At 69.4% G+C, this 19971-nt stretch carries 18 protein-coding genes and 1 other RNA gene; 4 read left to right on the top strand and 15 right to left on the bottom strand.

The window, feature by feature from the left end:
* Positions 1 to 21: 21 nt before the first annotated feature.
* From C5H89_RS14175 to C5H89_RS14165, 3 genes are all read right to left on the bottom strand, one after another.
* Positions 22 to 1389 carry an alpha/beta hydrolase domain-containing protein gene (locus tag C5H89_RS14175; protein WP_104107635.1) on the bottom strand — a complete coding sequence of 456 codons (1368 nt, stop codon included), beginning with the start codon at positions 1387 to 1389 and terminating at the stop codon, positions 22 to 24.
* A 173-nt stretch (positions 1390 to 1562) separates the two neighbouring features.
* Positions 1563 to 3845 carry a catalase/peroxidase HPI gene (gene katG / locus C5H89_RS14170; protein ID WP_104107634.1) on the bottom strand — a complete coding sequence of 761 codons (2283 nt, stop codon included), beginning with the start codon at positions 3843 to 3845 and terminating at the stop codon, positions 1563 to 1565.
* A gap of 49 nt (positions 3846 to 3894) precedes the next feature.
* Complete coding sequence (locus C5H89_RS14165) at positions 3895 to 4335, bottom strand: Fur family transcriptional regulator (RefSeq protein ID WP_275887127.1); 441 nt, start codon at positions 4333 to 4335, stop codon at positions 3895 to 3897.
* A 149-nt stretch (positions 4336 to 4484) separates the two neighbouring features.
* Here C5H89_RS14165 and C5H89_RS14160 point away from each other — a divergent pair, with 149 nt between their 5' ends.
* A complete protein-coding gene (locus C5H89_RS14160; protein WP_104107633.1) occupies positions 4485 to 7997 on the top strand; it encodes a reprolysin-like metallopeptidase in 3513 nt (1170 codons plus the stop codon).
* A gap of 80 nt (positions 7998 to 8077) precedes the next feature.
* On the opposite strand, the gene C5H89_RS14155 is transcribed toward C5H89_RS14160, so the two are convergent.
* From C5H89_RS14155 to C5H89_RS14140, 4 genes are all read right to left on the bottom strand, one after another.
* Positions 8078 to 8284 carry a twin-arginine translocase TatA/TatE family subunit gene (locus C5H89_RS14155; RefSeq protein WP_205305050.1) on the bottom strand — a complete coding sequence of 69 codons (207 nt, stop codon included), beginning with the start codon at positions 8282 to 8284 and terminating at the stop codon, positions 8078 to 8080.
* Complete coding sequence (locus C5H89_RS14150; protein ID WP_240181878.1) at positions 8284 to 9006, bottom strand: Rid family hydrolase; 723 nt, start codon at positions 9004 to 9006, stop codon at positions 8284 to 8286. The genes C5H89_RS14155 and C5H89_RS14150 overlap by 1 nt, the downstream gene beginning before the upstream one ends.
* Complete coding sequence (locus C5H89_RS14145) at positions 9006 to 10592, bottom strand: FAD-dependent oxidoreductase (protein ID WP_114149428.1); 1587 nt, start codon at positions 10590 to 10592, stop codon at positions 9006 to 9008. Before C5H89_RS14145 ends, C5H89_RS14150 begins: the two co-directional genes overlap by 1 nt.
* Before the next feature lie 154 nt (positions 10593 to 10746).
* Entirely contained in the window at positions 10747 to 11163 is a 417-nt protein-coding gene (locus tag C5H89_RS14140; RefSeq protein ID WP_104107630.1) for an organic hydroperoxide resistance protein, read from the bottom strand.
* A gap of 52 nt (positions 11164 to 11215) precedes the next feature.
* Between C5H89_RS14140 and C5H89_RS14135 the strand changes: the two genes are divergently transcribed.
* Positions 11216 to 11671 (top strand): MarR family transcriptional regulator, encoded by a 456-nt coding sequence (locus tag C5H89_RS14135; protein WP_104107629.1) that lies wholly within the window; start codon positions 11216 to 11218, stop codon positions 11669 to 11671.
* Between the two features lie 4 nt (positions 11672 to 11675).
* Here the strand turns inward: C5H89_RS14135 and C5H89_RS14130 are convergent, their stop codons facing one another.
* From C5H89_RS14130 to C5H89_RS14100, 7 genes are all read right to left on the bottom strand, one after another.
* On the bottom strand, positions 11676 to 12704 hold the full coding sequence (locus tag C5H89_RS14130) for a YihY/virulence factor BrkB family protein (protein ID WP_240181877.1): 1029 nt from the start codon (positions 12702 to 12704) through the stop codon (positions 11676 to 11678).
* Between the two features lie 67 nt (positions 12705 to 12771).
* The gene (locus C5H89_RS14125; protein ID WP_104107628.1) at positions 12772 to 13281 is read right to left on the bottom strand and encodes a hypothetical protein; all 510 of its coding nucleotides are present in this window, start codon (positions 13279 to 13281) and stop codon (positions 12772 to 12774) included.
* A gap of 57 nt (positions 13282 to 13338) precedes the next feature.
* On the bottom strand, positions 13339 to 13644 hold the full coding sequence (locus tag C5H89_RS14120; RefSeq protein WP_205305035.1) for a hypothetical protein: 306 nt from the start codon (positions 13642 to 13644) through the stop codon (positions 13339 to 13341).
* Complete coding sequence (locus C5H89_RS14115) at positions 13641 to 14855, bottom strand: hypothetical protein (RefSeq protein WP_104107627.1); 1215 nt, start codon at positions 14853 to 14855, stop codon at positions 13641 to 13643. Before C5H89_RS14115 ends, C5H89_RS14120 begins: the two co-directional genes overlap by 4 nt.
* Positions 14852 to 16051, bottom strand: coding sequence for an SPFH domain-containing protein (locus C5H89_RS14110; protein WP_104107626.1), 1200 nt, complete (start codon positions 16049 to 16051; stop codon positions 14852 to 14854). Before C5H89_RS14110 ends, C5H89_RS14115 begins: the two co-directional genes overlap by 4 nt.
* Positions 16052 to 16170: 119 nt before the next feature.
* Positions 16171 to 17229, bottom strand: coding sequence for an ABC transporter permease (locus C5H89_RS14105; RefSeq protein ID WP_104107625.1), 1059 nt, complete (start codon positions 17227 to 17229; stop codon positions 16171 to 16173).
* Between the two features lie 211 nt (positions 17230 to 17440).
* Complete coding sequence (locus C5H89_RS14100) at positions 17441 to 17932, bottom strand: GNAT family N-acetyltransferase (RefSeq protein WP_240181876.1); 492 nt, start codon at positions 17930 to 17932, stop codon at positions 17441 to 17443.
* A gap of 211 nt (positions 17933 to 18143) precedes the next feature.
* Between C5H89_RS14100 and C5H89_RS14095 the strand changes: the two genes are divergently transcribed.
* Positions 18144 to 18353 carry a hypothetical protein gene (locus tag C5H89_RS14095; protein WP_104107624.1) on the top strand — a complete coding sequence of 70 codons (210 nt, stop codon included), beginning with the start codon at positions 18144 to 18146 and terminating at the stop codon, positions 18351 to 18353.
* A gap of 157 nt (positions 18354 to 18510) precedes the next feature.
* A complete protein-coding gene (locus tag C5H89_RS14090) occupies positions 18511 to 19230 on the top strand; it encodes a transporter substrate-binding domain-containing protein (protein WP_104107623.1) in 720 nt (239 codons plus the stop codon).
* Between the two features lie 176 nt (positions 19231 to 19406).
* On the opposite strand, the gene ssrA is transcribed toward C5H89_RS14090, so the two are convergent.
* Positions 19407 to 19776, bottom strand: a transfer-messenger RNA (tmRNA) gene (gene ssrA / locus C5H89_RS14085).
* Positions 19777 to 19971: the final 195 nt, after the last annotated feature.

Genomic DNA, 19971 nt, shown 5'->3' with positions numbered 1-19971 from the left:
ACCGATGTAGCCGGCTACCGCTCAGGGGACGTCCGCCGCCTGGGCGGCCGCCACCGCCGCGTCGCGGTCGGCCCGCGTCATGAACCCGGCCTTGAGCGCGGCATCGGCCTTCGCCGTGTACGCCGCGACGTAGGCCTCGTGCGTGGGGTAGAGCTCGGCCAGCCGGGCGTCGGTGAAGGGGACGGTGGTGCCGAACAGGACGCATAGGAAGCCACCGGTCAGCCCGGTGTTGCCCTGCCCGCTGTGGGTGGCCACGGGCACGTCGATGTCGGGAAGCCGCAGCCCGCCCTTGGCGTTGCCGTCGGCGTCCCGCTGGATCCAGTCGTCGACGATCTCCAGCGGCGGCGCCGAGGCGGGACGGATGCCTCGACGCACCCACCGCTCCAGTGCGGCGTACGCGGCGTTGGCGGCGTAGTGGAACGGGAAGTCGTTGACCGGTCGGGCACAGCCGAGCAGCTCGGCCACCGCCGTCGAGTTGGTCTCCCACCCGAAGGTGGCCTCGACGGTGTAGACGTCGGCGTGCGCGGCTCCCGCCACCTCCCAGGTGTGCACATTGCCGCGATCGGGCTGGCGCACGGCCTCCCAGCCGCCCAGGTCGCTCTCGGTCTGCAGTTGGAAGACGGGGACATCGATGTCCTGGCGGATGCGCGGGGCCAGGTCGGACATGAGGCCGTCGGCAGCCAGCGGCGCGGCCCTGGCGAAGCGGGAGTGGATCAGGTAGCCGTCGTAGACCCCGGTGGTCGGGGCGAAGGCGTTGACGTAGGTCGTCATCCGGAACGCCGACTGGGACTCCCCCGTGGCGATCACCCGCCGGGGGCGAAGCCCGCCCAGCAGCTGGGGGCGGGTGCGCACCGCCTTGCCGGCCTGGGAGTAGATGTCGTAGCTGAGGGCGTCGCGGGCGATGTCGAGGGCGCCGTAGCGCTCCGGGTTGAGCCTCTTGGCCGCCTCCACCCCCGCCCGTTGCGCGGAGACGCCGACCCAGGCGGCGCCACTGTCCAGGATCCGGTCGCGGGCCTGGGCGAAGCTGGGCGCGACGTCCGCGCCCGTGCTGACGTTGAGCCACTCCACCCACACGGTCCCGTTGAACTTCCTCGGGTCTGCGGGGCGGTTCACGATGAGGCGGGTCTTGTAGGGGAGGCCGCGCTCCACCACCTCCTTGCGCCACCTGCCGTCGGCGGCCCAGGTGCCGGCCGGAGCGTAGGCGTTGGCCTTTCCCGAGATGAAGTGCTCGGTCTCGAGGTAGCCGGCCGGCTCGGTGAGCACCGAGTTCGAGGGCTGCGGCGGCCCCGGGGGGGCGACGCTCACCTGCGGAGTGGGCACGAACAACGCCCAGATGCTCCACACGGTGGTGACTGCGCCGGCGATACGGCGTGCGCTGACGATCGACATGGTGACCCTCCCAAGATCCATGTCACGCGCGAGGCGCAACCCTCCAGTTGTATCGGCCAGCGACGCGGACCGCAACGGCTCCCGCGCACAGGTGCACACGGCGGTGCGCCCGAACGCGAACGAGCCCGGCCCCCGCTCATGCGGGTGCCGGGCTCGTCGTGGAGCGCCTGGGGTCAGGCCAGGTCGAACCGGTCGAGCTCCATCACCTTGGTCCAGGCGGCGACGAAGTCAGACACGAGCTTCTCCCGGGCATCGTCGCTGGCGTAGACCTCGGAGAGGGCGCGCAGCTGCGAGTTCGAGCCGAAGATCAGGTCGACCGGGGTCGCGGTCCACTTCACGTCGCCGGTGGTGACGTCGCGGATCTCGTAGACGCCCTCCTCCGCCTGCGACGCCTTCCACTGGGTGCCGGGGGCAAGCAGGTTGGCGAAGAAGTCGCCGGTCAGCACACCCGGCCGGTCGGTGAGCACACCGTGCTGGGTGCCGCCGACGTTGTTGCCGAGCACCCTCATGCCACCGAGCAGCACCGTCATCTCGGGCGCGGTCAGGTCGAGCATGTACGCGCGGTCCACCAGCAGCATCTCGGGCTGGAGCTTCACCCCGGGGCGCAGGTAGTTGCGGAAGCCGTCGGCACGAGGCTCGAGCACCTTGAAGGACTCGGTGTCGGTCTCCTCCTGCGTGGCGTCGGTGCGACCGGCGTGGAACGGCACCGTCACCTCGACACCCGCGTCGCGGGCGGCCTTCTCGACCGCGGCCGAGCCGGCCAGCACGATCAGGTCCGCCAGGGAGATCTGCGCGCCACCGGCGGCGTTGAACTCCGCCTGGATGCCCTCGAGCTTGTCCAGCACGCTCGCGAGCTGCTCGGGCTGGTTGGCCGCCCAGCTGCGCTGCGGCTCGAGGCGGATGCGAGCGCCGTTGGCGCCGCCCCGCTTGTCGGTGGAGCGGAAGCTCGCCGCCGAGGCCCACGCGGTGGAGACGAGCTCGGAGACGGTGAGACCGGAGTCCAGGACCTTGGCCTTGAGCGCGGCGACGTCGGCGTCGCTGACGAGCGCACCCTCGACGGCCGGCACCGGGTCCTGCCACAGCTGGGCCTCGGGGACCCAGGGGCCCAGGAAGCGCGAGACCGGACCCATGTCGCGGTGCAGCAGCTTGTACCAGGCCTTGGCGAAGGCCAGGCGGAACTCCTCGGGGTTCTCCTTGAAGCGACGCGAGATCTTGTCGTACTCCGGGTCGAAGCGCAGGGCGAGGTCGGAGGTGAGCATCCGCGGCTCGCGACGGGGGTCGCCCTCGTGGGCGCCGGGCACCATGTCGTTGCCCGCACCGTTCTTCGGGCGCCACTGGTTCGCGCCGGCCGGGGACTTGAACAGCTCCCAGTCGTAGGCGTAGAGGATGTGGAAGAACTCGTTGTCCCAGCGGGTGGGGTGGTAGGTCCAGGTGACCTCGAGGCCGGAGGTGATGGTGTCGCCGCCCTTGCCCGAGCCGAACTCGCTCTTCCAGCCCAGGCCCTGCTGCTCGAGCGGAGCAGCCTCGGGCTCGGGGCCGACCAGGTCGGCGTCCCCGGCACCGTGGGTCTTGCCGAAGGTGTGGCCGCCGGCGATCAGCGCGACGGTCTCCTCGTCGTTCATCGCCATCCGGGCGAAGGTGGCACGGATGTCGCGGGCCGAGGCCAGCGGGTCCGGGTTGCCGTTCGGGCCCTCGGGGTTGACGTAGATCAGACCCATCTGGACCGCGCCGAGGGCCTCGTCGAGCTCCCGGTCGCCGGAGTAGCGCTCGTCACCGAGCCAGGTGTCCTCCGGGCCCCAGAAGATCTCCTCGGGCTCCCAGACGTCCTCGCGACCGAAGGCGAACCCGAAGTGCTCGAAGCCCATGTCCTCCATGGCCACGGTGCCGGCCAGGACGAGCAGGTCGGCCCAGGAGATCTTCTGTCCGTACTTCTGCTTCACCGGCCACAGCAGGCGGCGGGCCTTGTCGAGGTTGGCGTTGTCGGGCCAGCTGTTGAGCGGAGCGAAGCGCTGCCCGCCGTCACCGGCGCCGCCGCGGCCGTCGTAGATGCGGTACGTGCCAGCGGCGTGCCAGCTCATCCGGATGAACAGCCCGCCGTAGTGGCCGAAGTCGGCGGGCCACCAGTCCTGCGAGGAGTGCATGAGCTCGACCAGGTCAGCCTTGAGGGCCTCGACGTCGAGCTTCTCGAACTCGCGCTTGTAGTCGAAGTCCTCGCCCAGCGGGTTGCCCTTGGCGGAGTGCGCGTGCAGGACCGAGAGGTCCAGCATGTTGGGCCACCAGTCCTGGAGGCTGTGCGGCCGGCCACCGGTCTTGGGGGTCGGCGAGTCGATCGCCGGGTTCTCGCTCTCGCTGCCCTGGGCGGTCGCCGAGTCGTGCATGACCGGGCAGCCGGCCTCGGCCTTGCGATCAACCCCCTGAGGGCTGGTGGGGGTGTCGTTGTCCTGGTTGTCGGTCATCAGGGCTTCCTTCCGGACTTACTGGTTGCTGGGGATTGCGGGTGGAGGGTCAGGCGGTGCGGACAGCCGCGCACTCGGGGCAGGTGCCCCAGTACACGACCTCCGCCTCGTCGACCACGAAGCCGTGGTCGTCGGAGGCGGTCAGACAAGGGGCATGGCCGACCGCGCAGTCCACGTCGGCGATGGCGCCGCAGGAGCGGCAGACCACGTGGTGGTGGTTGTCCCCCACACGGGCCTCGTAGCGGGCCGTGGCACCGGCCGGCTGGATCCGGCGCAGCAGCCCGGCCTCGGTGAGCGCACGCAGCACGTCGTACACGGCTTGGTGCGAGACGGTCCCGAGGCGGGCCCGGACGTGGCCGATCAGCGCCTCGGTGTCGGCGTGCGGGTGCTCGTGCACGGCGTTCAGCACCGCCAGCCGCGGCTGGGTGACCCGCAGCGACGCCTCGCGCAGGGCGGTGGGGAAGTCGGGTGCGGCCATGGGGAGCAGCATGGTCTCTTCTCTGGAACGAGTCAAGATTGACAAATTCATCGTCCCGGGCATCGCGAGACGCACGCCCACCATGTGAACTCCGTTACCTACCCGAAAAATGGCGTGTTTCACTCACTAAGACCACACAACTTCTTTCCCCGGAGTCACACATGACCCATGCGTCCCGCAGACGCCCCCTCGTCAAGGGGTTGATCTGCTCCTCCATCGCGGCGGCGCTCGGAGTGGGCGGCCTCGTGCTGTTCACCTCCCCTGCCGCCACGGCCAGCCCCGAGCCGGGCGACTACTGGTCGTCCTCGACCGCCAAGCCGGGCGCCAACCGTGAGGGCGACGCTCCGCGCGTCAACCCCTCCGACTACGCGGCCTTCACCCTCGACGGCAGCGCGCTGCGTGGCGAGCTCCGCGACGCGCCGCTCGAGCAGAGCACCGCGGCCGCCGAGACGGTCTGGGTCCCCTCGCCGGACGGCGACCTCGTCGCCTTCGCCGTCAAGGAGTCCCCGGTCATGGAGGCCGAGCTCGCGGCCGAGCACCCCGAGCTCCGCACCTACGCCGGTCGCGGCGTCGAGGACCCCACCGCCACCATCCGGTTCGACGTCACTCCCAACGGCTTCCACGCTGCCGTCCGCGGTGCCGCCGACGAGGCTGCCTGGTACGTCGATCCCGCCTGGAACGGCGACGACAGCCTCTACCTCTCCTACCTGGGCAGCAGCCTTCCCGTGCCGGAGAAGGGTCTGGTCGAGCCCGAGCTCGACGAGGACGTGGTCGAGCAGCTCGACGAGGAGCGCGCCGGCGAGCCCGCGGGCGACGAGGTCTCGCTGCGCACCTACCGCCTGGCACTGGTGACCGACCCGTCGTACGCCGCGTACTTCGGCACCGAGAACGTGCTGGCCGAGAAGGTCACGCTGATGAACCGGGTCAACCAGCTCTACAACGACGACCTGGCCATCCGGATGCTCCTCATCAACGACACCGACAAGCTCAACTTCGACACCGCCGCCAAGGCCACCGAGGCCGGCGGCCCGTGCGGTGACGCACCCTGCTTCACCACCACGCAGCTGGCCAGCTGCACCGGCGCGCTGCTGAACCGCAACCGGATCGTGCTGGGCCAGGTCGTCGGCGCCGGCAACTACGACGTCGGCCACATCGCGCTGGGCACCCCCGGCGGCGGCGTCGCCGGCCTGGGCGTCATCGGCGGCACCGGCAAGGCGCGAGGCTGCACCGGCCTCCCCCAGCCGGAGGGTGACTTCTTCGCGATCGACTACGTCGCCCACGAGATCGGCCACCAGTTCGGCGGCCCGCACACCTTCAACGGCACCGAGTACAACTGCGGCAGCAACATCGGCGGATCGCCGTGGGAGCCCGGCTCCGGCAGCTCGATCATGGCCTACGCCGGCATCTGCCAGCAGGACAACCTGCAGCCGCACAGCGACCCGTACTTCTCGCAGCGCAGCATCACCGACATCACCAACACGGTGCTCGCCGTCCGCCCCGACGAGGACGAGGTGCAGACCGTCTCGCTCCGCGGCTTCGACACCGACGGCGAGTCGTTCACCCTCTCCTTCGATGGCCAGACCACCGCTCCGATCGTGCGTGGCACCGAGTACACCACCGCGGCGATCGACGCGGCCCTCGAGGCCATCGTCGGCACCGACACCGTCACCGTGGCCGCGTTCGGCGGCAGCGGCGCGATCAACGACACCGGCTTCCAGGTGACCTTCAACGGCGGAGCCGTCAACGACGTCGACGTCGAGTCGCTGGTCCTCACGCCGGTCTCGGGCGACGTCACCGGCTTCGTCGGTGAGACCGCGCAGGGCGGCCCGGTCGAGAACGGCGGCCAGACCGTCACCCCGAGCGGCAACCGCACGCCCATCGCCACGGCCCCGGCCGACAAGACCATCCCGCTGCGGACGCCGTTCGCCCTCACCGGCTCGGCGACCGACCCCGACGGGGACGCACTGATCCACATCTGGGAGCAGAACGACCGCGGCGGCTCCACCGGCACCGCCCTGGGCAACCAGGTCAAGACCAACGGTCCGCTCTTCCGGATCTTCGGCACCCACGCGCCGGTCACCCCGGCCGGGACGCTGCAGATCAACTCGCCCGGTGAGAACATCGCCACGTCCGACCCGACCCGGGTCTTCCCGGACATGGGCCAGATCCTGTCCAACAACACCAACGCCAACGCGGCCACCTGCCCGGCGATGCCGGCGAAGCCGGCCACCGGCGGGGCGACCAACGTGTCCGTCCCGGTCGTGGAGTGCTTCGCGGAGTGGCTGCCCACCGCCGACTACGTCGGGGCCAGCCAGGCCGGCAACACCGAGCCGTCGCTGAACTTCCGGTTCACCGCTCGCGACCTCAACCCCGCGGGTGGCGGCTACGCCTACGACGACGTCAAGCTCACCCTCGACAAGGCTGCGGGTCCGTTCCTGGTCAGCTCCAAGAACACCGCAGGCGCGGCGGCCGTGTCCGGCCGTGGCGAGAACCTGACGTGGGCCGTCGCCGGCACCAACACCCCGGCGCTCGCCGAGAACGTGCGGATCACCCTGTCCACCGACGGTGGCCAGACCTTCGACCACGTCCTGGCCGAGAGCACCCTGAACGACGGTAGCCACCGCATCACCTGGCCGAACGTCCCCACGACCAAGGCCCGGATCAAGATCGAGGCGGTGGACAACTACTTCTTCGACGTCAACGACGCCGACTTCGAGATCAACGCCTCGCTCACGGTCACCGGTCCCACCCAGGACGCGGTCAGCGTCCGTACGGGCGACTCGGTCCCCGCGGTCGAGTTGTCGGCTGCGACCCGAGGCGGTGCCGGTGAGGAGCTCACCGCCACGGCGTCGGGCCTGCCCTCGGGCGTCTCGCTCGACCGGGTTGCCGTCTCCGACGTCAACACCCGACCGGGCACCGCCACCTGGCGGCTGACCGGGACCGTGACCGCGGCGCCGGGCAGCTACCCCGTCAGCGTCTCCGTCTCCGACGGACGTGACACGGTCACCGAGGAGCTCACCATCACGGTGACTCCGGCGGCCCAGACCCCCGGCACCCCCGGGACGTCGAAGGCCCCGGAGACGACGATCACCAGCGGCCCCTCCGAGGGCTCGATCGTCATGGACCGCAAGCAGACGCTCGAGTACTCCTCGGACGTGGCCGGCTCCACCTTCGTCTGCACGGTCGACGGTGACCCCGTCGACTGCGCGGCCGGTGACCTGACCAAGCGCTTCAGCAGCGGCACGCACCAGGTCACCGTGGCCGCCGTCGGTCCCGACGGCTCTGCGGACGCCACCCCGGCGACGCGGTCCTTCACCGTGCCGCTGAACGACGCGCAGCTGACCCGCAAGGGCACGTGGAAGCGTGTGAAGAACAAGCACGCCTTCGGTGGTGGCTTCCTGGTCTCCAACGACAAGAACGCCAAGCTGGTGACCCGGGTCCGCAACGCGACCAGCATCTCGCTGGTCGTCGCGCCGACCCCCAAGGCCGGCACCGTCAAGGTGTTCCTGGGCGGCAAGAAGGTGCGCACCTTCAACCTGAAGGGTGCCAACGCCTTCAACGAGCTGCGCACGATCACGTTCAAGAAGGCGCGTACCGGCAACGTCAAGATCGTGGTGGGCAAGCGCAAGCCCATCCGGATCGAAGGCCTCGCCGTGGGCACCGACGTGAGCTGATCGACACCGCACCACCGCACCACAGCACGCGAGAGGGCCCCGACCACAGATGTGGTCGGGGCCCTCTTCGTCGCTCCCGCTCAGGAGGAGCGGACCTCCTCAGGCACCGAGGTCGGGACGGGCGGCGGCGGTGCCAGCTCGTCCGTGTCGCGACTCCTGGTCTCGTCGCGGAAGATCCGCAGCGCCTGACCCGTGCCGCGCGCCAGGTCGGGGAGCTTGCGGGCCCCGAACATCAGCAGGAATACCGCGAACAGGATGGTGAGCTCGGTGGCTCCCAGGTTCGGCATCAGTGCCACCCCCACTTCTTCTTCTTCTTCTCCGGGAAGGCGGCGTCGACCTCCACCTCGACCAGCCAGCCGTTGACCGGCAGGTTCTCGATCTCCAGGGCGAAGCGCGACGGCCGGGCCGGGTTGGCCACCATCGGGGGCGCGGGCAGCGCCGTGCCCAGCGGCACGGGGACCGGCTGGCCGTTCGACAGGCTGGTGTTGGCGAAGAACTGCCGGTAGGCACGGTTCCAGCCGGCGAAGTCCATCTTCTCCTCCCCCGCCGGGTTCTGGAGGAAGACCCGCATCGTGATCACGTCGTCGTAGCTCAGGCCGACCCGGGCCAGGTTCTCCCCGATCCGGCGCAGCACGTTGAGGCCCTGGGCCTCGGTGATCGTCACGCCCGGCGGCAGGGCGCCGCCGACGAGGTCGACCGGGTCGACGTAGCGCTGCTCCGTGCCGGCCGGCGCTGCGGTGTTCAGCGCTCCCGGTCCCAGCCCGCTGGTCTTGTAGATCGCCGTGTCCTTGCCGATGGCGACCCCCTCGGCGATGGAGGGGTTGTCCTGCCCGGCTGGCAGCACCGACACCGTGGTGCCGGGCCGCGGCTCACCCAGCATCGTGCCACCGGCGACAGCGGCGGCCGGGGCCACCACCGCAGCCGTCACCACGACCACCACCGCGGTCCTCGTCCGGTGCCGGGCCCGGGTCGTCCTGCTCGTCCTGCTCGTCCTGGTCATCTCGCTCATCAGGCCATCACCCTCTCGTGGATCTGCGCGACGGTTGCTCGTGCCGACGTCATCGCCCCGTGCTGCCACGCGATGGCGTGGCTGAGGTGGTCGCCGGCGAAGTAGATGTTCGCGGTGGGCCCGAGCAGGCTCTGGTAGCCGGCCCCGGTCTGTCCCCCGACCGCGGAGGGCCAGCCGACCCACGCCGCTTCGGAGAACTTCGCCGACGCCCAGTCCTGGCTGAAGTGGCTGTGCACCTTCTCGCCGTACACGTCGCCGAAGATCTTCTTGCCCTGGGTCACCGCCTCCCGGAAGCGCTGCTCGGGGGTGAGAGCGCCGTAGAAGTTCGCGTTGGCACCGGTGTTGTAGTAGCCGATCATCGTGCCGCGGCGCCCGTTGTAGCCGTAGGAGGGGTGCCAGACGTTGCCGACGTTGGTGTTGGCGTTGGTGATGCCGCCGTAGATGCGGAAGTCCTCCTCCCACCAGCGACGCTCGTACTCGATGCCGATCTTCCCGGCGTTCGTCTTGCTCACCGAGCCCAGCGCGGTGACCACCTCGGCCGGCAGGTTGCTGGGGATGCGCGCGGCGATGTGCGGCGGCATGGTGTTGACCGCGAAGTCGCCGCTGACCTTCCGGGTGCCCTCCGGGCCGCGGTAGAGCACCTCGACCCCGTCGGTGGTGTTGCGGTACTCCACGATCTCGGCGTTGTAGCGGACGTTCCGGATACCGACCGCGGCGGCGAGGGCGTAGGCGATGCGGTCCATGCCGCCCACCGGCTGGAACATCATCATCGCCTGGTCGAAGCCCATCTCGAAGGAGAAGTAGTTCCCCAGCGTGGAGCGGAACAGGTCGGAGATGTCGTACTGCGGCAGCGGCGTTCCCGCCTCCAGGTGCGCCCCCGGCTGCGGGTCGTAGCCACGTCGCCCCCCGCCGACGTACTCGTTCGCGGAGTTGATCGCGCCGAAGCTGCGCAGGTAGGAGATCAGCGCCTCCTTGTCCTCCGGCGTCAGCTCGGCGTCCAGGGCTCCCTGGTCGGTGGCCTTGGCCAGCAGCTCGGCCGTGTAGCCGTAGGCGTCCGCCTTCACCGCCCGCTGCCGCACCGGCACGCCGTTGAGCGCGCCCGGCACGTTCTCCCGGTAGAGGAAGGCGTCGGCGTTCTGGTTGGTGAACACCTCGATCGGGACGCCCAGCTCCCGGCAGTAGTCGATGGTGACGTGCATCTGCGGGATCCGGCCGGGCCCAGCGTTCATGTACTGGTCGCGGGAGAACCGGGCCCGCTGGGTGCGGCCGTTGAGATCGGTGTGGGTGTCACCCCCGCGCACCGTCCAGTTGCGGCCGCCGGGCCGGTTGCGGCCCTCCAGGACCGTGACCGAGTAGCCACCCTTGAGCAGCTCGTAGGCGGTGGTCAGGCCGGCGATCCCGCCGCCCATGACGATGACCTTCTTCCTGCCGTGCCGCTGCAGCCCGCTCCTGTCCAGAGGGGTGAACGGCGGCGTCTCCGCGCTCGCCGCGGGGCTGAGCCCGAGGGCTCCCATGGTGTTGAACATGACGCCTGCGCCGCCGGCAATGCCGACGTTGCGCAGGAATCCACGCCGTGTCTGTGTCAATGGAACCTCCGAGATCGCCCGCTGCGGAGCAGCGTGTGTTCGGGGAGGCTAGGAGTCCACGGTTACCGCCGTGCACCATGAACGGTCACGGGGATGTTTCCGACCGGACGCCGGACGAACAGTTGTGTGTCGCCGATCTCACCGGCTCCGGGGATCAGGCGACGGTGAGGGTGACCTCGATGTTGCCCCGGGTGGCGTTGGAGTAGGGGCAGACCTGGTGGGCCTGCTCGACCAGCTTCTCGGCTTCCTCGCGGGGAACCGAGGGCAGCGTCACCTCGAGCCCGACGGCGAGCTGGAAGCCGCCGTTGCCGTTGTCACCGATGGAGACGTCGGCGACGACCTCGGACTCGGCCACGTCGGCGCCCGCCTGCTGGGCGACCAGCCGCAGCGCGGAGTGGAAGCAGGCGGCATAGCCGGCGGCGAAGAGCTGCTCGGGGTTGGTGGCGCCGCCCGCTCCGCCCATCTCCTTGGGGGTGCGCACGTCGGCGACGAGGATGCCATCGGTGGACTCGATGTGACCGTTGCGGCCGTCTCCGGTGGCGACGGCGCTGGCAGTGTAGAGAGTCTTCATGCCAGGAACTGTATTGTGTGCAATTGATTAGGGCAAGAGGTATTCTCGGGCTGTGGACACCGACTATCCCCAGCTGGAGCTGGACCGCCAGCTCTGCCTCCCCCTGTACGCCGCGTCGCGAGCGGTGACCCGGCGCTACACCGAGCTGCTGGCCGAGGTGGGGCTGACCTACCCGCAGTACCTCTGCCTGCTCGGCCTCTGGGACGCCGACGGCCCGCTGACCGTGGGAGACCTGGGGACGCGACTCCACCTCGACTCCGGCACTCTCACTCCCCTGCTCAAGCGGATGGAGTCGATGGGGTTGGTGACCCGGACCCGCGACGTGGTCGACGAGCGTCGGGTGCTGGTCTCGGTGACCGCTGCGGGCCGGGCGCTGCGGGACCGGGTGGCCGACGTGCCGACCCGACTGGTGGCCGGGATGGGGATGAGCGAGGCCGACGGCCACGCTCTGCGCCGACTGCTCGACCAGCTGCTCGAGCAGCTGGAGCCCGGGCGCACGCGGCGCTGAGGCGTCACCGCGAGGACGCTTCGTCCTCGTCCGGCACGGAAGTCGATGCCTCGTCGGGTTGGGAGCGCTCCTCCCACCAGACGGCCACGTGCTCGAAGCCCTTGTGACGCTGCATCCTGGCGTAGGAGGCGTAGGCGCGGCGGTCGGCGTCGGTGAGCTGCACGTTGTCGGTGAAGGGCGTGAGCAGGGCGCGTGGCCACAGCCGCCGGGCGAGCACGACGTTGATCTCCATCGCCAGCACGGCCATCACCGCCCCGATCCACAGGAAGCCCACGAGCCCCAGGACCAGGCCGAAGGTCTTGGCCATGGAGCTGGCGTCGACCAGCACGTGCTCCACGTACCGGGCCCCCACGATCTGCAGCCCCTGCCACATGATCGCCAGGGCGAAGCCTCCGGGAGCGGCGCGCGTGTAGGAGTGCTGGCCGGTGGCCGCGAACCGGAACAGCACGGTGAGGAAGGCGCCCACCACCACGATCGTGACGAACGGCAGTGAGAGCCTGATCCAGCTGTGGAGCGTCTCGCTCAGGACGTCGGTCGTGCTGGCCACCGTCGCCAGGACCGACACGGTGACCAGGGAGAGCCCGGCGGTGAGGAGCAGCAACAGCGTCTTGACCCGGGCGTAGATCGGGTTCGGCCGGCTGTTGCGGGGCACTCCCCACACCACGTGCTGGGCGTTCTGGAGCGCCTGCCCCAGACCGAGGCTGCCGTAGAGGGCTGTGAGCCCGCCGATCGCGACCCCGGTGAAGGAACCCTGCAGCCCTTCCGGCCGGCCCAGCTCGTCGCCGATGATCGGGAACTGCGCCAGCGCCGAGTCCAGGATCGCCTCCTGCCACTGCGGCTCCCCCCGCAGCACCAGGCCCAGGATCGAGGAGCCCAGCAGCATGAGGGGGAAGATCGCGACGAAGGCGTAGTAGGTCAGCGCGGCGGCCAGGTAGGGGCACTGGTCGTCGAAGTACTTGTAGACGACAGCGAGCGGGAAACCCACCACTCGGTGTCGCCGCTGGAAGTCGTCCATCGCTGACACCGCGCCCACGCTCGCAGGCTACCTGCACTCCCCCGCCATCCGGCGCTCCGCGAGCCTGGGGACCGCGCGGCGCGGATCAGTCCTGGGTGACCGAGAGCTTCTTGGTCAGGTCGGCCTGCTTGGACGAGCTCGCCTTGCCGGAGCCCAGGGACGCCTTGACCTTGAGCGTCCCCGCGTCGGGCACGCACGCCCGGGAGATCGTCGTACGGATGGTTCCGCGCTTGAGGTTCCACGTGGTCGCCGGAGCACAGGCCGCCGGCACCACCATGCCGTTGCTCTGGCGCTCGTACCACTGGTCCTTGACGCCGCCCTTGGCCGCGCGGTGGCTGGTGCCGGCGAACGACGTCGTCGCGCCATAGACGTCGTAGGCGAAGAACTGGGTGTCCCGCTTGCCCAGCGACCTGACCTTGACGGTGATGACCACCTCGGTCGAGGTGTGGGAGACCTTGAGCCGGGTCACGTCGAACCTCGCCGGCGCGTCGCCTGCCTTGTCCTTGATGCTGCCGGTCGCCGCGTGGGCGGACGGCCCGAGCGACACCGTGGCGAGGGCGAGCAGGGCTGCGACGAAGCTGGCGGACTTCTTCATGGGACCTCCGGGTCCAGGGCGGTTGGGAGCCGACACGCTAGCGCAACGGCCGGGGGGTCAGCCTGAGCGCTGCACGCGCTCTCGGTGGTCGGAGACGTTGTCGCCCGGGATCTTGGTCCGGGTTGTCCCGCGCACCGTGTCGACCTTGCGTTCGTCCCCGGTCACGGGCTGCGCCTCGATGAGGGTCTCCCTCTCGAAGCTGTGCGACTTGTCGGTGTTGCGGTAGTAGCGGAAGAGCCCCCAGTAGACGCCGACGGCCCCGGCGGGTCCGAGGAGCAGCAGCGCCATCAACCCTCCGGACTGGGTGGAGGTCTCCAGGGTCCTGATGGCGGGGTACGCCAGCTCCAGGGCGAGGGCGTTCACGAGCCCGCCACGATCGCGACGGCGACGGACTCGAGCACCGTGCCGGTGGTCAGGGCCGCCAGGGTGAGCCGCCAGTGCGAGACCGGAACACTGCCCATGGTCTCGCCGGTGCGTCCGTTGACGGCGATGTAGTGGACCATCGAGCGTTCCCCTGCCTCGTGGTAGTAGGAGTAGAGCCACACCGGGAGGTACATCGAGAGCCACCTCGTCCCGTGCACCACGACGTTCTCCGTCTCCCAGCGCACCCCACGGTCGTACCTGCTCACCGAGTCGCGCACCTGCGACCGGGTGATCGAGAGCAGCTGTTGCTCCAGCACGGGCACCAGCGCCGACACGTCGGTGTCTCGGCGCTCGGAGGTGTAGCCGACCAGGTAGCTGGCGTTCCACTGCACCGCGTTCTTGGTGTCGAACGGCAGGATCGTGTTGATCACGTTGTTGGTGTTGACGAACGCGCTCATGTTGGCGCGCTCGCTCGAGGACTCCAGGGTCAGGTCGTCGGCGGTGAAGTCGACGCGCCGGTCGATCTGGTAGACGTCCGCGTCGTAGACGGTCTTCTTGTTGTCACCGGTGCCGCGGGTGTACCGCCGGGTCTGCACCTCCCCGACACCGTGCACGTCGCCGCTGGCGTTGCTGTCGACGACCATGTAGGGCAGGTAGACGCCGACCACGTTCTCGGGCGTGAACTCCCGGGTGAACCGGCGGAGCGCGAACAGCTTCCGCTTGCCGGCGAACTCCTTGATGCGCTCCACCGCCTGGTCGCGAGTGATGCTGAACGGCAGTACGGCGTCCGGCACGGCACCGTTGGGCAGCTGCTCGTTGACGCTGAGCACGTGCCGGCACCAGTGACAACGCGACGACGTGGCCTCGGCGGTGTTCACGACCACCTCGGCCCCACAGCCGGAGCACTTCATGGTGAGCATGTCGGCGTCCGCGGTGATGTCGGAGGCGCCCGAGGCCACCGTCGTGCCGGCGAGGTCGCGCAGCGCCTGCTCCGCGGAGACCATCGGCTCGATCTTCTCCTCCGCCCACTCGTGACGGCAGAACAGGCAGATCAGCATCGACGTCGAGACCCGCAGCTGGATCTCGGTGGACCCGCACGCCGGGCAGCGGTTGACGCCGTCCTCCAGCTGCTCGTTGGCGGTCTCGATCACCGGGTCGGCAGGGACCACCGGCTCCTCCGGGTCCACACCCACGGACGCCTCGGTGCTCACAGGCCGAGTGCCTTCGCCTTCGCGGCGTCGTAGTCAGCCTGGGTGATCAGGCCGGCGTCGAGCATCTGCTTGGCCTTGGTCAGCGTCGCCATCGGGTCCTCGGCGGAGGCTGCGGGCTGGGCCGCGGGAGCCGCCGGGGCGGGCTGGGCAGGCGTGGACTGGGCGCCCACGCCGGGCACCGGCTGCTGCAGGCCGCCGATACCGGCGCCGCTGGCCGCCATGCCCATCCCGATCAGGCCGCCGGGGCCGGCGTTCTCGCCGGCCGACTCGAAGCCGGCGGCGACGGACGCCTGCAGGTTGGAGTTGCCACGGGCACCGGAGAGGGCGTCGGCACGCTGCACGTTGCGCAGCAGCTCACGGGTGGACTCGTCGTACTCGATGGAGACGATCGCGACCGAGACGATCTCCAGCCCACGGCCGGTGCTCCACCCGTAGTTCCCCTCGACGGCGGCCGACAGGCTCTGGGCGAACCCGATGGAGTCCTGCTGGATCTTGGTGATCCGGTTGCCCTTCGACGGGTCGTTCGTGTACATCGAGAATGCCGGCGCCAAGGAGCCGACGACCTCGTTGAAGAGCTGGGAGGCGGCGTCGTTCTCCACGTCGGTGAAGTCGAAGACCCGGCCGGGCTCCAGGTAGGTCGCCGGCACGAACGCCTTGATGAAGAGGATCGGGTCGGTGATGCGCATCGTGTAGGTGCCGCGGGTGACCGCGCCGACCTGGGCGTTCATGTAGGCGTCGTCCCAGTAGATCTCCGACTGGGTGCCGAACCGGTTGTTCGGCAGCTCCTTGAGCGCGACGAAGTAGGCGCGCTGCTGGGAGCTGGGGCGGCCACCGAACTTGAAGCGCTCCCACGAGGTGGTGACCAGCGGACCCAGGCCGTCGCCGGCGAAGATCGACTGGGAGTCCTGGGCCTCAGAGTTCCACTCGTAGGCCCCGGGCTCGGCGGCGAAGCCGGTGATGGCGCCGTCCTGCATCAGGACCAGGCCGTAGCCCTCGGGCACGATGATCTTGCTGCCGTTGGTGATGACGCCGTCGGAGCCCTTGGTGTTCGAGCCGCGTCCGGCGTTGGTCCCGCTGGCCGCGGCCGCGAAGAGCGCGGCGGTGGGGGCCAGGCCAGCGGGGACCGTGTAGAAGTCCTTCCACTGGTCAGCCAGGGTTCCCCCGAGTGCGCCGGTCGCTGCCTGAATGAGTCCCATGGATCGCCTTCCGCCTGCATCTGGTCAGAACGGCTCACCCTAGCCGCGCGCGAGCGACGCGGAAGCCTATTCAGGGACGAGAGACACGACCGGTCTCGGTGGTCCGGATCCGCCGAAGGTCAGGCGCTCATCAGCAGCTCCGGACGCCGTCCACGACCGGCGATGAGCAGGGTGAGCACGATGCCGACCACGGCGTACGCCCCTAGCACCAGCAGCGGGCGGGTCATCGCGTCGGAGTCGAAGTAGACGATCTGGCGCACCCCGTCCACCCCGGCACCGGTGGGGATCCAGTCTCCGACGACTCGCCAGAAGGTGGGCATCACCCCGGCCTGGAAGGCCCCGCCCGCGCTCGGGTTGCCGATGATGACGATCAGCAGCAGCGTCACTCCGATCCCGATCACGCCGAAGAGCGCCTCGAGTCCGATCGCCACCGCGGCGATCGAGAACGACACGGCGGTTCCGAGCAGGCCGAGTTGCCAGAGATGCCCGGTCTGGGCGTCCAGCAACGGACCGACGATCAGGGCGCCGCCGAAGCCCGACGCCAGGGCGTACGGGACCAGTGCCGCCAGCCGGAGAGCCGCGGTGCGCAGCGACCGGGGTCGGTCACCGCGCGCGAGGGCCACCACGGTCGGGAACAGGTACGCGCCGACCGCCCAGCCGACCACGAGGTAGAAGCCGGTGAGCCCGCGGGCGTCGCCGCTCTGCAGCGGGACCAGGTCGTCCTTCTCCACGGTCCGCTGCTGCTCGGCCACGACCTTGGTGAGCACCGCGCTGGCGGCCTCCTCGATCGAGACGCCTCCTCCGGAGGCGATGAGCAGCAGGTCGCTGCTCTGCTCGGGGCGCAGCACCAGGGCCGCCACCTCGTCGCCGTTGCGGACGTCCTTGCGGGCGTCGGCCTCCGAGTCGGCAAGGGAGGCGTCCAGCGGGTCGTCGGCGAGCTTGTTGAGCTGGTCCACCAGCTGCTGACCCTGGGCCTCGGCGGCCTGTGGTGCCACCACCTGCACCTTGAGCTCATGCGGCTTCGGATCGTGGAAGGCGGCGACGTAGCTGAAGATGAAGGCGAACTGGAGGAACAGCACGCCCAGGACCCAGGCCACCGCCCGGATCATGGACTGCTTCGGGTCGATCGCCAGCGTGTCCTGAGGGTGCTGGGGATCCTGGGTCCGTTCGGCTGTCATGGCCTCTCCTTTGCCGTTGCGCCGGTTCCGCGCGAACGTGGCGCGGAAGCCGTACGGCGAAGCAACTGCCCTGGCCCGAGCCCCACTGCCCTCTTGACTGTAGGGGCGTTCCCGGACGCTGACACGGGCCAGAAGGCCCGGGTACCGATGCCCTGGGGACAACACGAGAGGGCTGGCGAGACTCCGCGGCGGTGCGGGTGGTGGTGAGGTGCTACAGCTCCAGCTTGAAACCCTCATGGGAGGCGGTGAAACCGAGCGCCGAGTAGAAGCGGTGGGCCTCGGGACGCTGCTTGTCGCTCGTGAGCTGAATCAGTGCACAGCCCCGGCGCTCAGCTTCGCCCCTCGCCCACATGAGAAGAGCCCGGCCCAGACCGCTGTTGCGGAGGTCGGCGTGGACGCGGACTCCCTCGACCTGCGCCCGGAGCGCGCCGCGACGAGAGAGCCCCGGGATGAAGCTCAGCTGCATCGTTGCCACGATCCTTCCGCCGGTCTCGGCGACCACCAGGAGGTGGGCATCATCCGCGTCGAGTGACTCGAAGGCTTGGGCATACGGCCGTAGCCCGGCAGCACCTTCGATGCCGTCCCGCGCAGCACCCAGCGGGTCGTCGGCCAACAGCTCCACGATGCTCGGAACGTCCCCAATGACCGCTCGCCGCAAGCTCGCGGTGCCGTCGGTTGTCTGCAGCACTCCTAGTTCGGTCACGTCGTCGATGGTGCCCTACCCGCGGCAGGCACCCGGCGGTGACGGTGAGGGCTGCGCGGGTTTGGCGGAGCCGCACACGGGGCAGACCGCTAGGACGCAGTCCGTCCCAACGACCTCCTGGATGCCCCGATGACCCTTGCCACCCCGCCCCGCACCGGCCTCGGGCGCATCGTGGCCGACCTGCCCACGACCGCGGGCGGGGAGCGCTGACATGGACATCGTTCTGGTGCTCGCCCTCGCAGGCTTGGCCATCATCATCGTTGTCGGGTCCTGCGTGGGCATCTTCCTGTGGGTCTTCGCCAAGATCCGCAGCGGCCAGTACGTGGTTCGCTCGCCGCGCAACTCGCGAGAGTTCGAGACCGACCCCTTCCTGTTCAACAACAGCATCCACACCACGAACGACGGGCCCAGCAACACCTGACTGAGTGTGTCCCTTTCGGGCCATACGGGTTTCCTTGTCTACCGGTTCCGACCCAAAGCCCGGGCGCCTGGACGACCAGACGGATGTCCGCACCCCCGACCGCCGGAACAGCACCCGGACCGGAACGTCACCGGACACGAGCGACAAGGCTGGCACCATGCGGCTCGTGGACATCACCAACGAACTCGCTCCAACCGGCACCCTGCGTGCGTCAATCAACCTCGGCAACCCGGTGCTCGCCCAAGGCACACCAGACGCTCCTGGCGGCGTCACCGTAGACATCGCCTGTGAGCTCGGCTCTCGGCTCGGGATCCCGGTCGAGCTGATCTGTTTCGACGCGGCGCGTGACTCGTTCGAGGCGATGTCTACGGGGCGGGCCGACATCTGTTTCCTTGCCGTCGACCCTGCCCGCGAGGAGACGGTCGCGTTCACCGCGCCGTATGCAGTTATCGAGGGGGTCTTCGCGGTCCCCGACGCTTCACCCCTCACCTCGGCTGACGACGTCGACCGACCGGGCGTCCGGGTCGGGGTCAAGAGGGGGTCCGCCTACGACCTGTTCCTCACCCGCACCCTGGCGCACGCGGAGGTGGTCCGCGGCAGCGAGGGCACCTCGGTGTTCACCGAGCAGCAGCTGGAGGTCGCTGCCGGCATCCGTCAGCCAATCGTCGACTTCGTTGCCACCTATCCCGGGACCCGGCTGCTCGAGCCGTGCTTCATGGAGATCCAGCAGGCCGTGGGCACCACGCGGACCCGCAGCCCCCAGACAGTCGGATTCCTGCACACCTTCGTCGAGGACCTGAAAGCCACCGGCTTCATCGCCGAGGCGCTCGTCCGATCAGGTAGACGCGACGCGACAGTCGCTCCGCCCGCCGCGTGAGGTCGGCGCAGACGGATTGCTTGTGACGGACTGGGCAGAACACGCACGTGAGCCGCTCCGACGGTGTCGAAGCGGCTCACGTTCAAGAGGGCTGCGTCTCGGCGGTGTGACCCACCGGGACCGGCAATTCTGCGAAGATCTGCGCGTTCTTCTGCGAAGACCCCGTGGTGGTGGTGTGGTGGAGCTGCGGGGAATCGAACCCCGGTCCTCGAGCGCCGATCCAGGTCTTCTCCGGGTGCAGTCTGTGTTGTCGCTTTTCTCGGCCCCGGCGCTCGCACAGACACGTCGCCGACAGGCCCAGTCAGGAAAAAGTCCCGATCACCCCTCCTGACAGGAAGCGATCAGCAAGTCTCCTAGATGAGGCCTGGGTCCGGGACGGAGACGGATGCCCGGTCAGACCCTTCGATCACTGCTCAGGCAGCGAGAGCGAAGTCGTTGCGATTAGAGTTGGCAACTGTGTTTTCCAGCGATCGTTTACGAGATGACGCTGGCTTCTCGACCCGCTTCCCCTGGAACTAACGTCCCAAGTCGAAACCGATCAGCCCCTCTTGAGTTGTGTCGTGCAGTCTACGGTGCCCAACCGGCAAAGCACGACCGGTATTCCACCGTGGGCGCGGCAGGGGAACTCTTGTGCATCTATTCGAACATGTGTACGATGAAGTCAGTGCACCGGGATGCCGGTGCCCGACGGGGTGACCACGGTCTCCCGGCATGGATAGGCCCTCGATGATGCGCGGCTCC

Origin of the sequence: Nocardioides sp. 616, assembly GCF_002930065.1 — a bacterium.
Taxonomy (GTDB): Bacteria; Actinomycetota; Actinomycetes; order Propionibacteriales; family Nocardioidaceae; genus Nocardioides; species Nocardioides houyundeii.
This window is presented reverse-complemented; position numbering and strand designations above follow the sequence as displayed.

Excerpts from the sequence above, each read along its gene's own strand:
- C5H89_RS14175 (WP_104107635.1), bottom strand. The coding sequence starts at position 1,389 with ATGTCGATCGTCAGCGCACGCCGTATCGCCGGCGCAGTCACCACCGTG.
- katG (WP_104107634.1), bottom strand. The coding sequence starts at position 3,845 with ATGACCGACAACCAGGACAACGACACCCCCACCAGCCCTCAGGGGGTT.
- C5H89_RS14165 (WP_275887127.1), bottom strand. The coding sequence starts at position 4,335 with ATGCTGCTCCCCATGGCCGCACCCGACTTCCCCACCGCCCTGCGCGAG.
- C5H89_RS14160 (WP_104107633.1), top strand. The coding sequence starts at position 4,485 with ATGACCCATGCGTCCCGCAGACGCCCCCTCGTCAAGGGGTTGATCTGC.
- C5H89_RS14155 (WP_205305050.1), bottom strand. The coding sequence starts at position 8,284 with ATGCCGAACCTGGGAGCCACCGAGCTCACCATCCTGTTCGCGGTATTC.
- C5H89_RS14150 (WP_240181878.1), bottom strand. The coding sequence starts at position 9,006 with ATGAGCGAGATGACCAGGACGAGCAGGACGAGCAGGACGACCCGGGCC.
- C5H89_RS14140 (WP_104107630.1), bottom strand. The coding sequence starts at position 11,163 with ATGAAGACTCTCTACACTGCCAGCGCCGTCGCCACCGGAGACGGCCGC.
- C5H89_RS14125 (WP_104107628.1), bottom strand. The coding sequence starts at position 13,281 with ATGAAGAAGTCCGCCAGCTTCGTCGCAGCCCTGCTCGCCCTCGCCACG.
- C5H89_RS14110 (WP_104107626.1), bottom strand. The coding sequence starts at position 16,051 with ATGGGACTCATTCAGGCAGCGACCGGCGCACTCGGGGGAACCCTGGCT.
- C5H89_RS14105 (WP_104107625.1), bottom strand. The coding sequence starts at position 17,229 with ATGACAGCCGAACGGACCCAGGATCCCCAGCACCCTCAGGACACGCTG.
- C5H89_RS14095 (WP_104107624.1), top strand. The coding sequence starts at position 18,144 with ATGGACATCGTTCTGGTGCTCGCCCTCGCAGGCTTGGCCATCATCATC.
- C5H89_RS14090 (WP_104107623.1), top strand. The coding sequence starts at position 18,511 with ATGCGGCTCGTGGACATCACCAACGAACTCGCTCCAACCGGCACCCTG.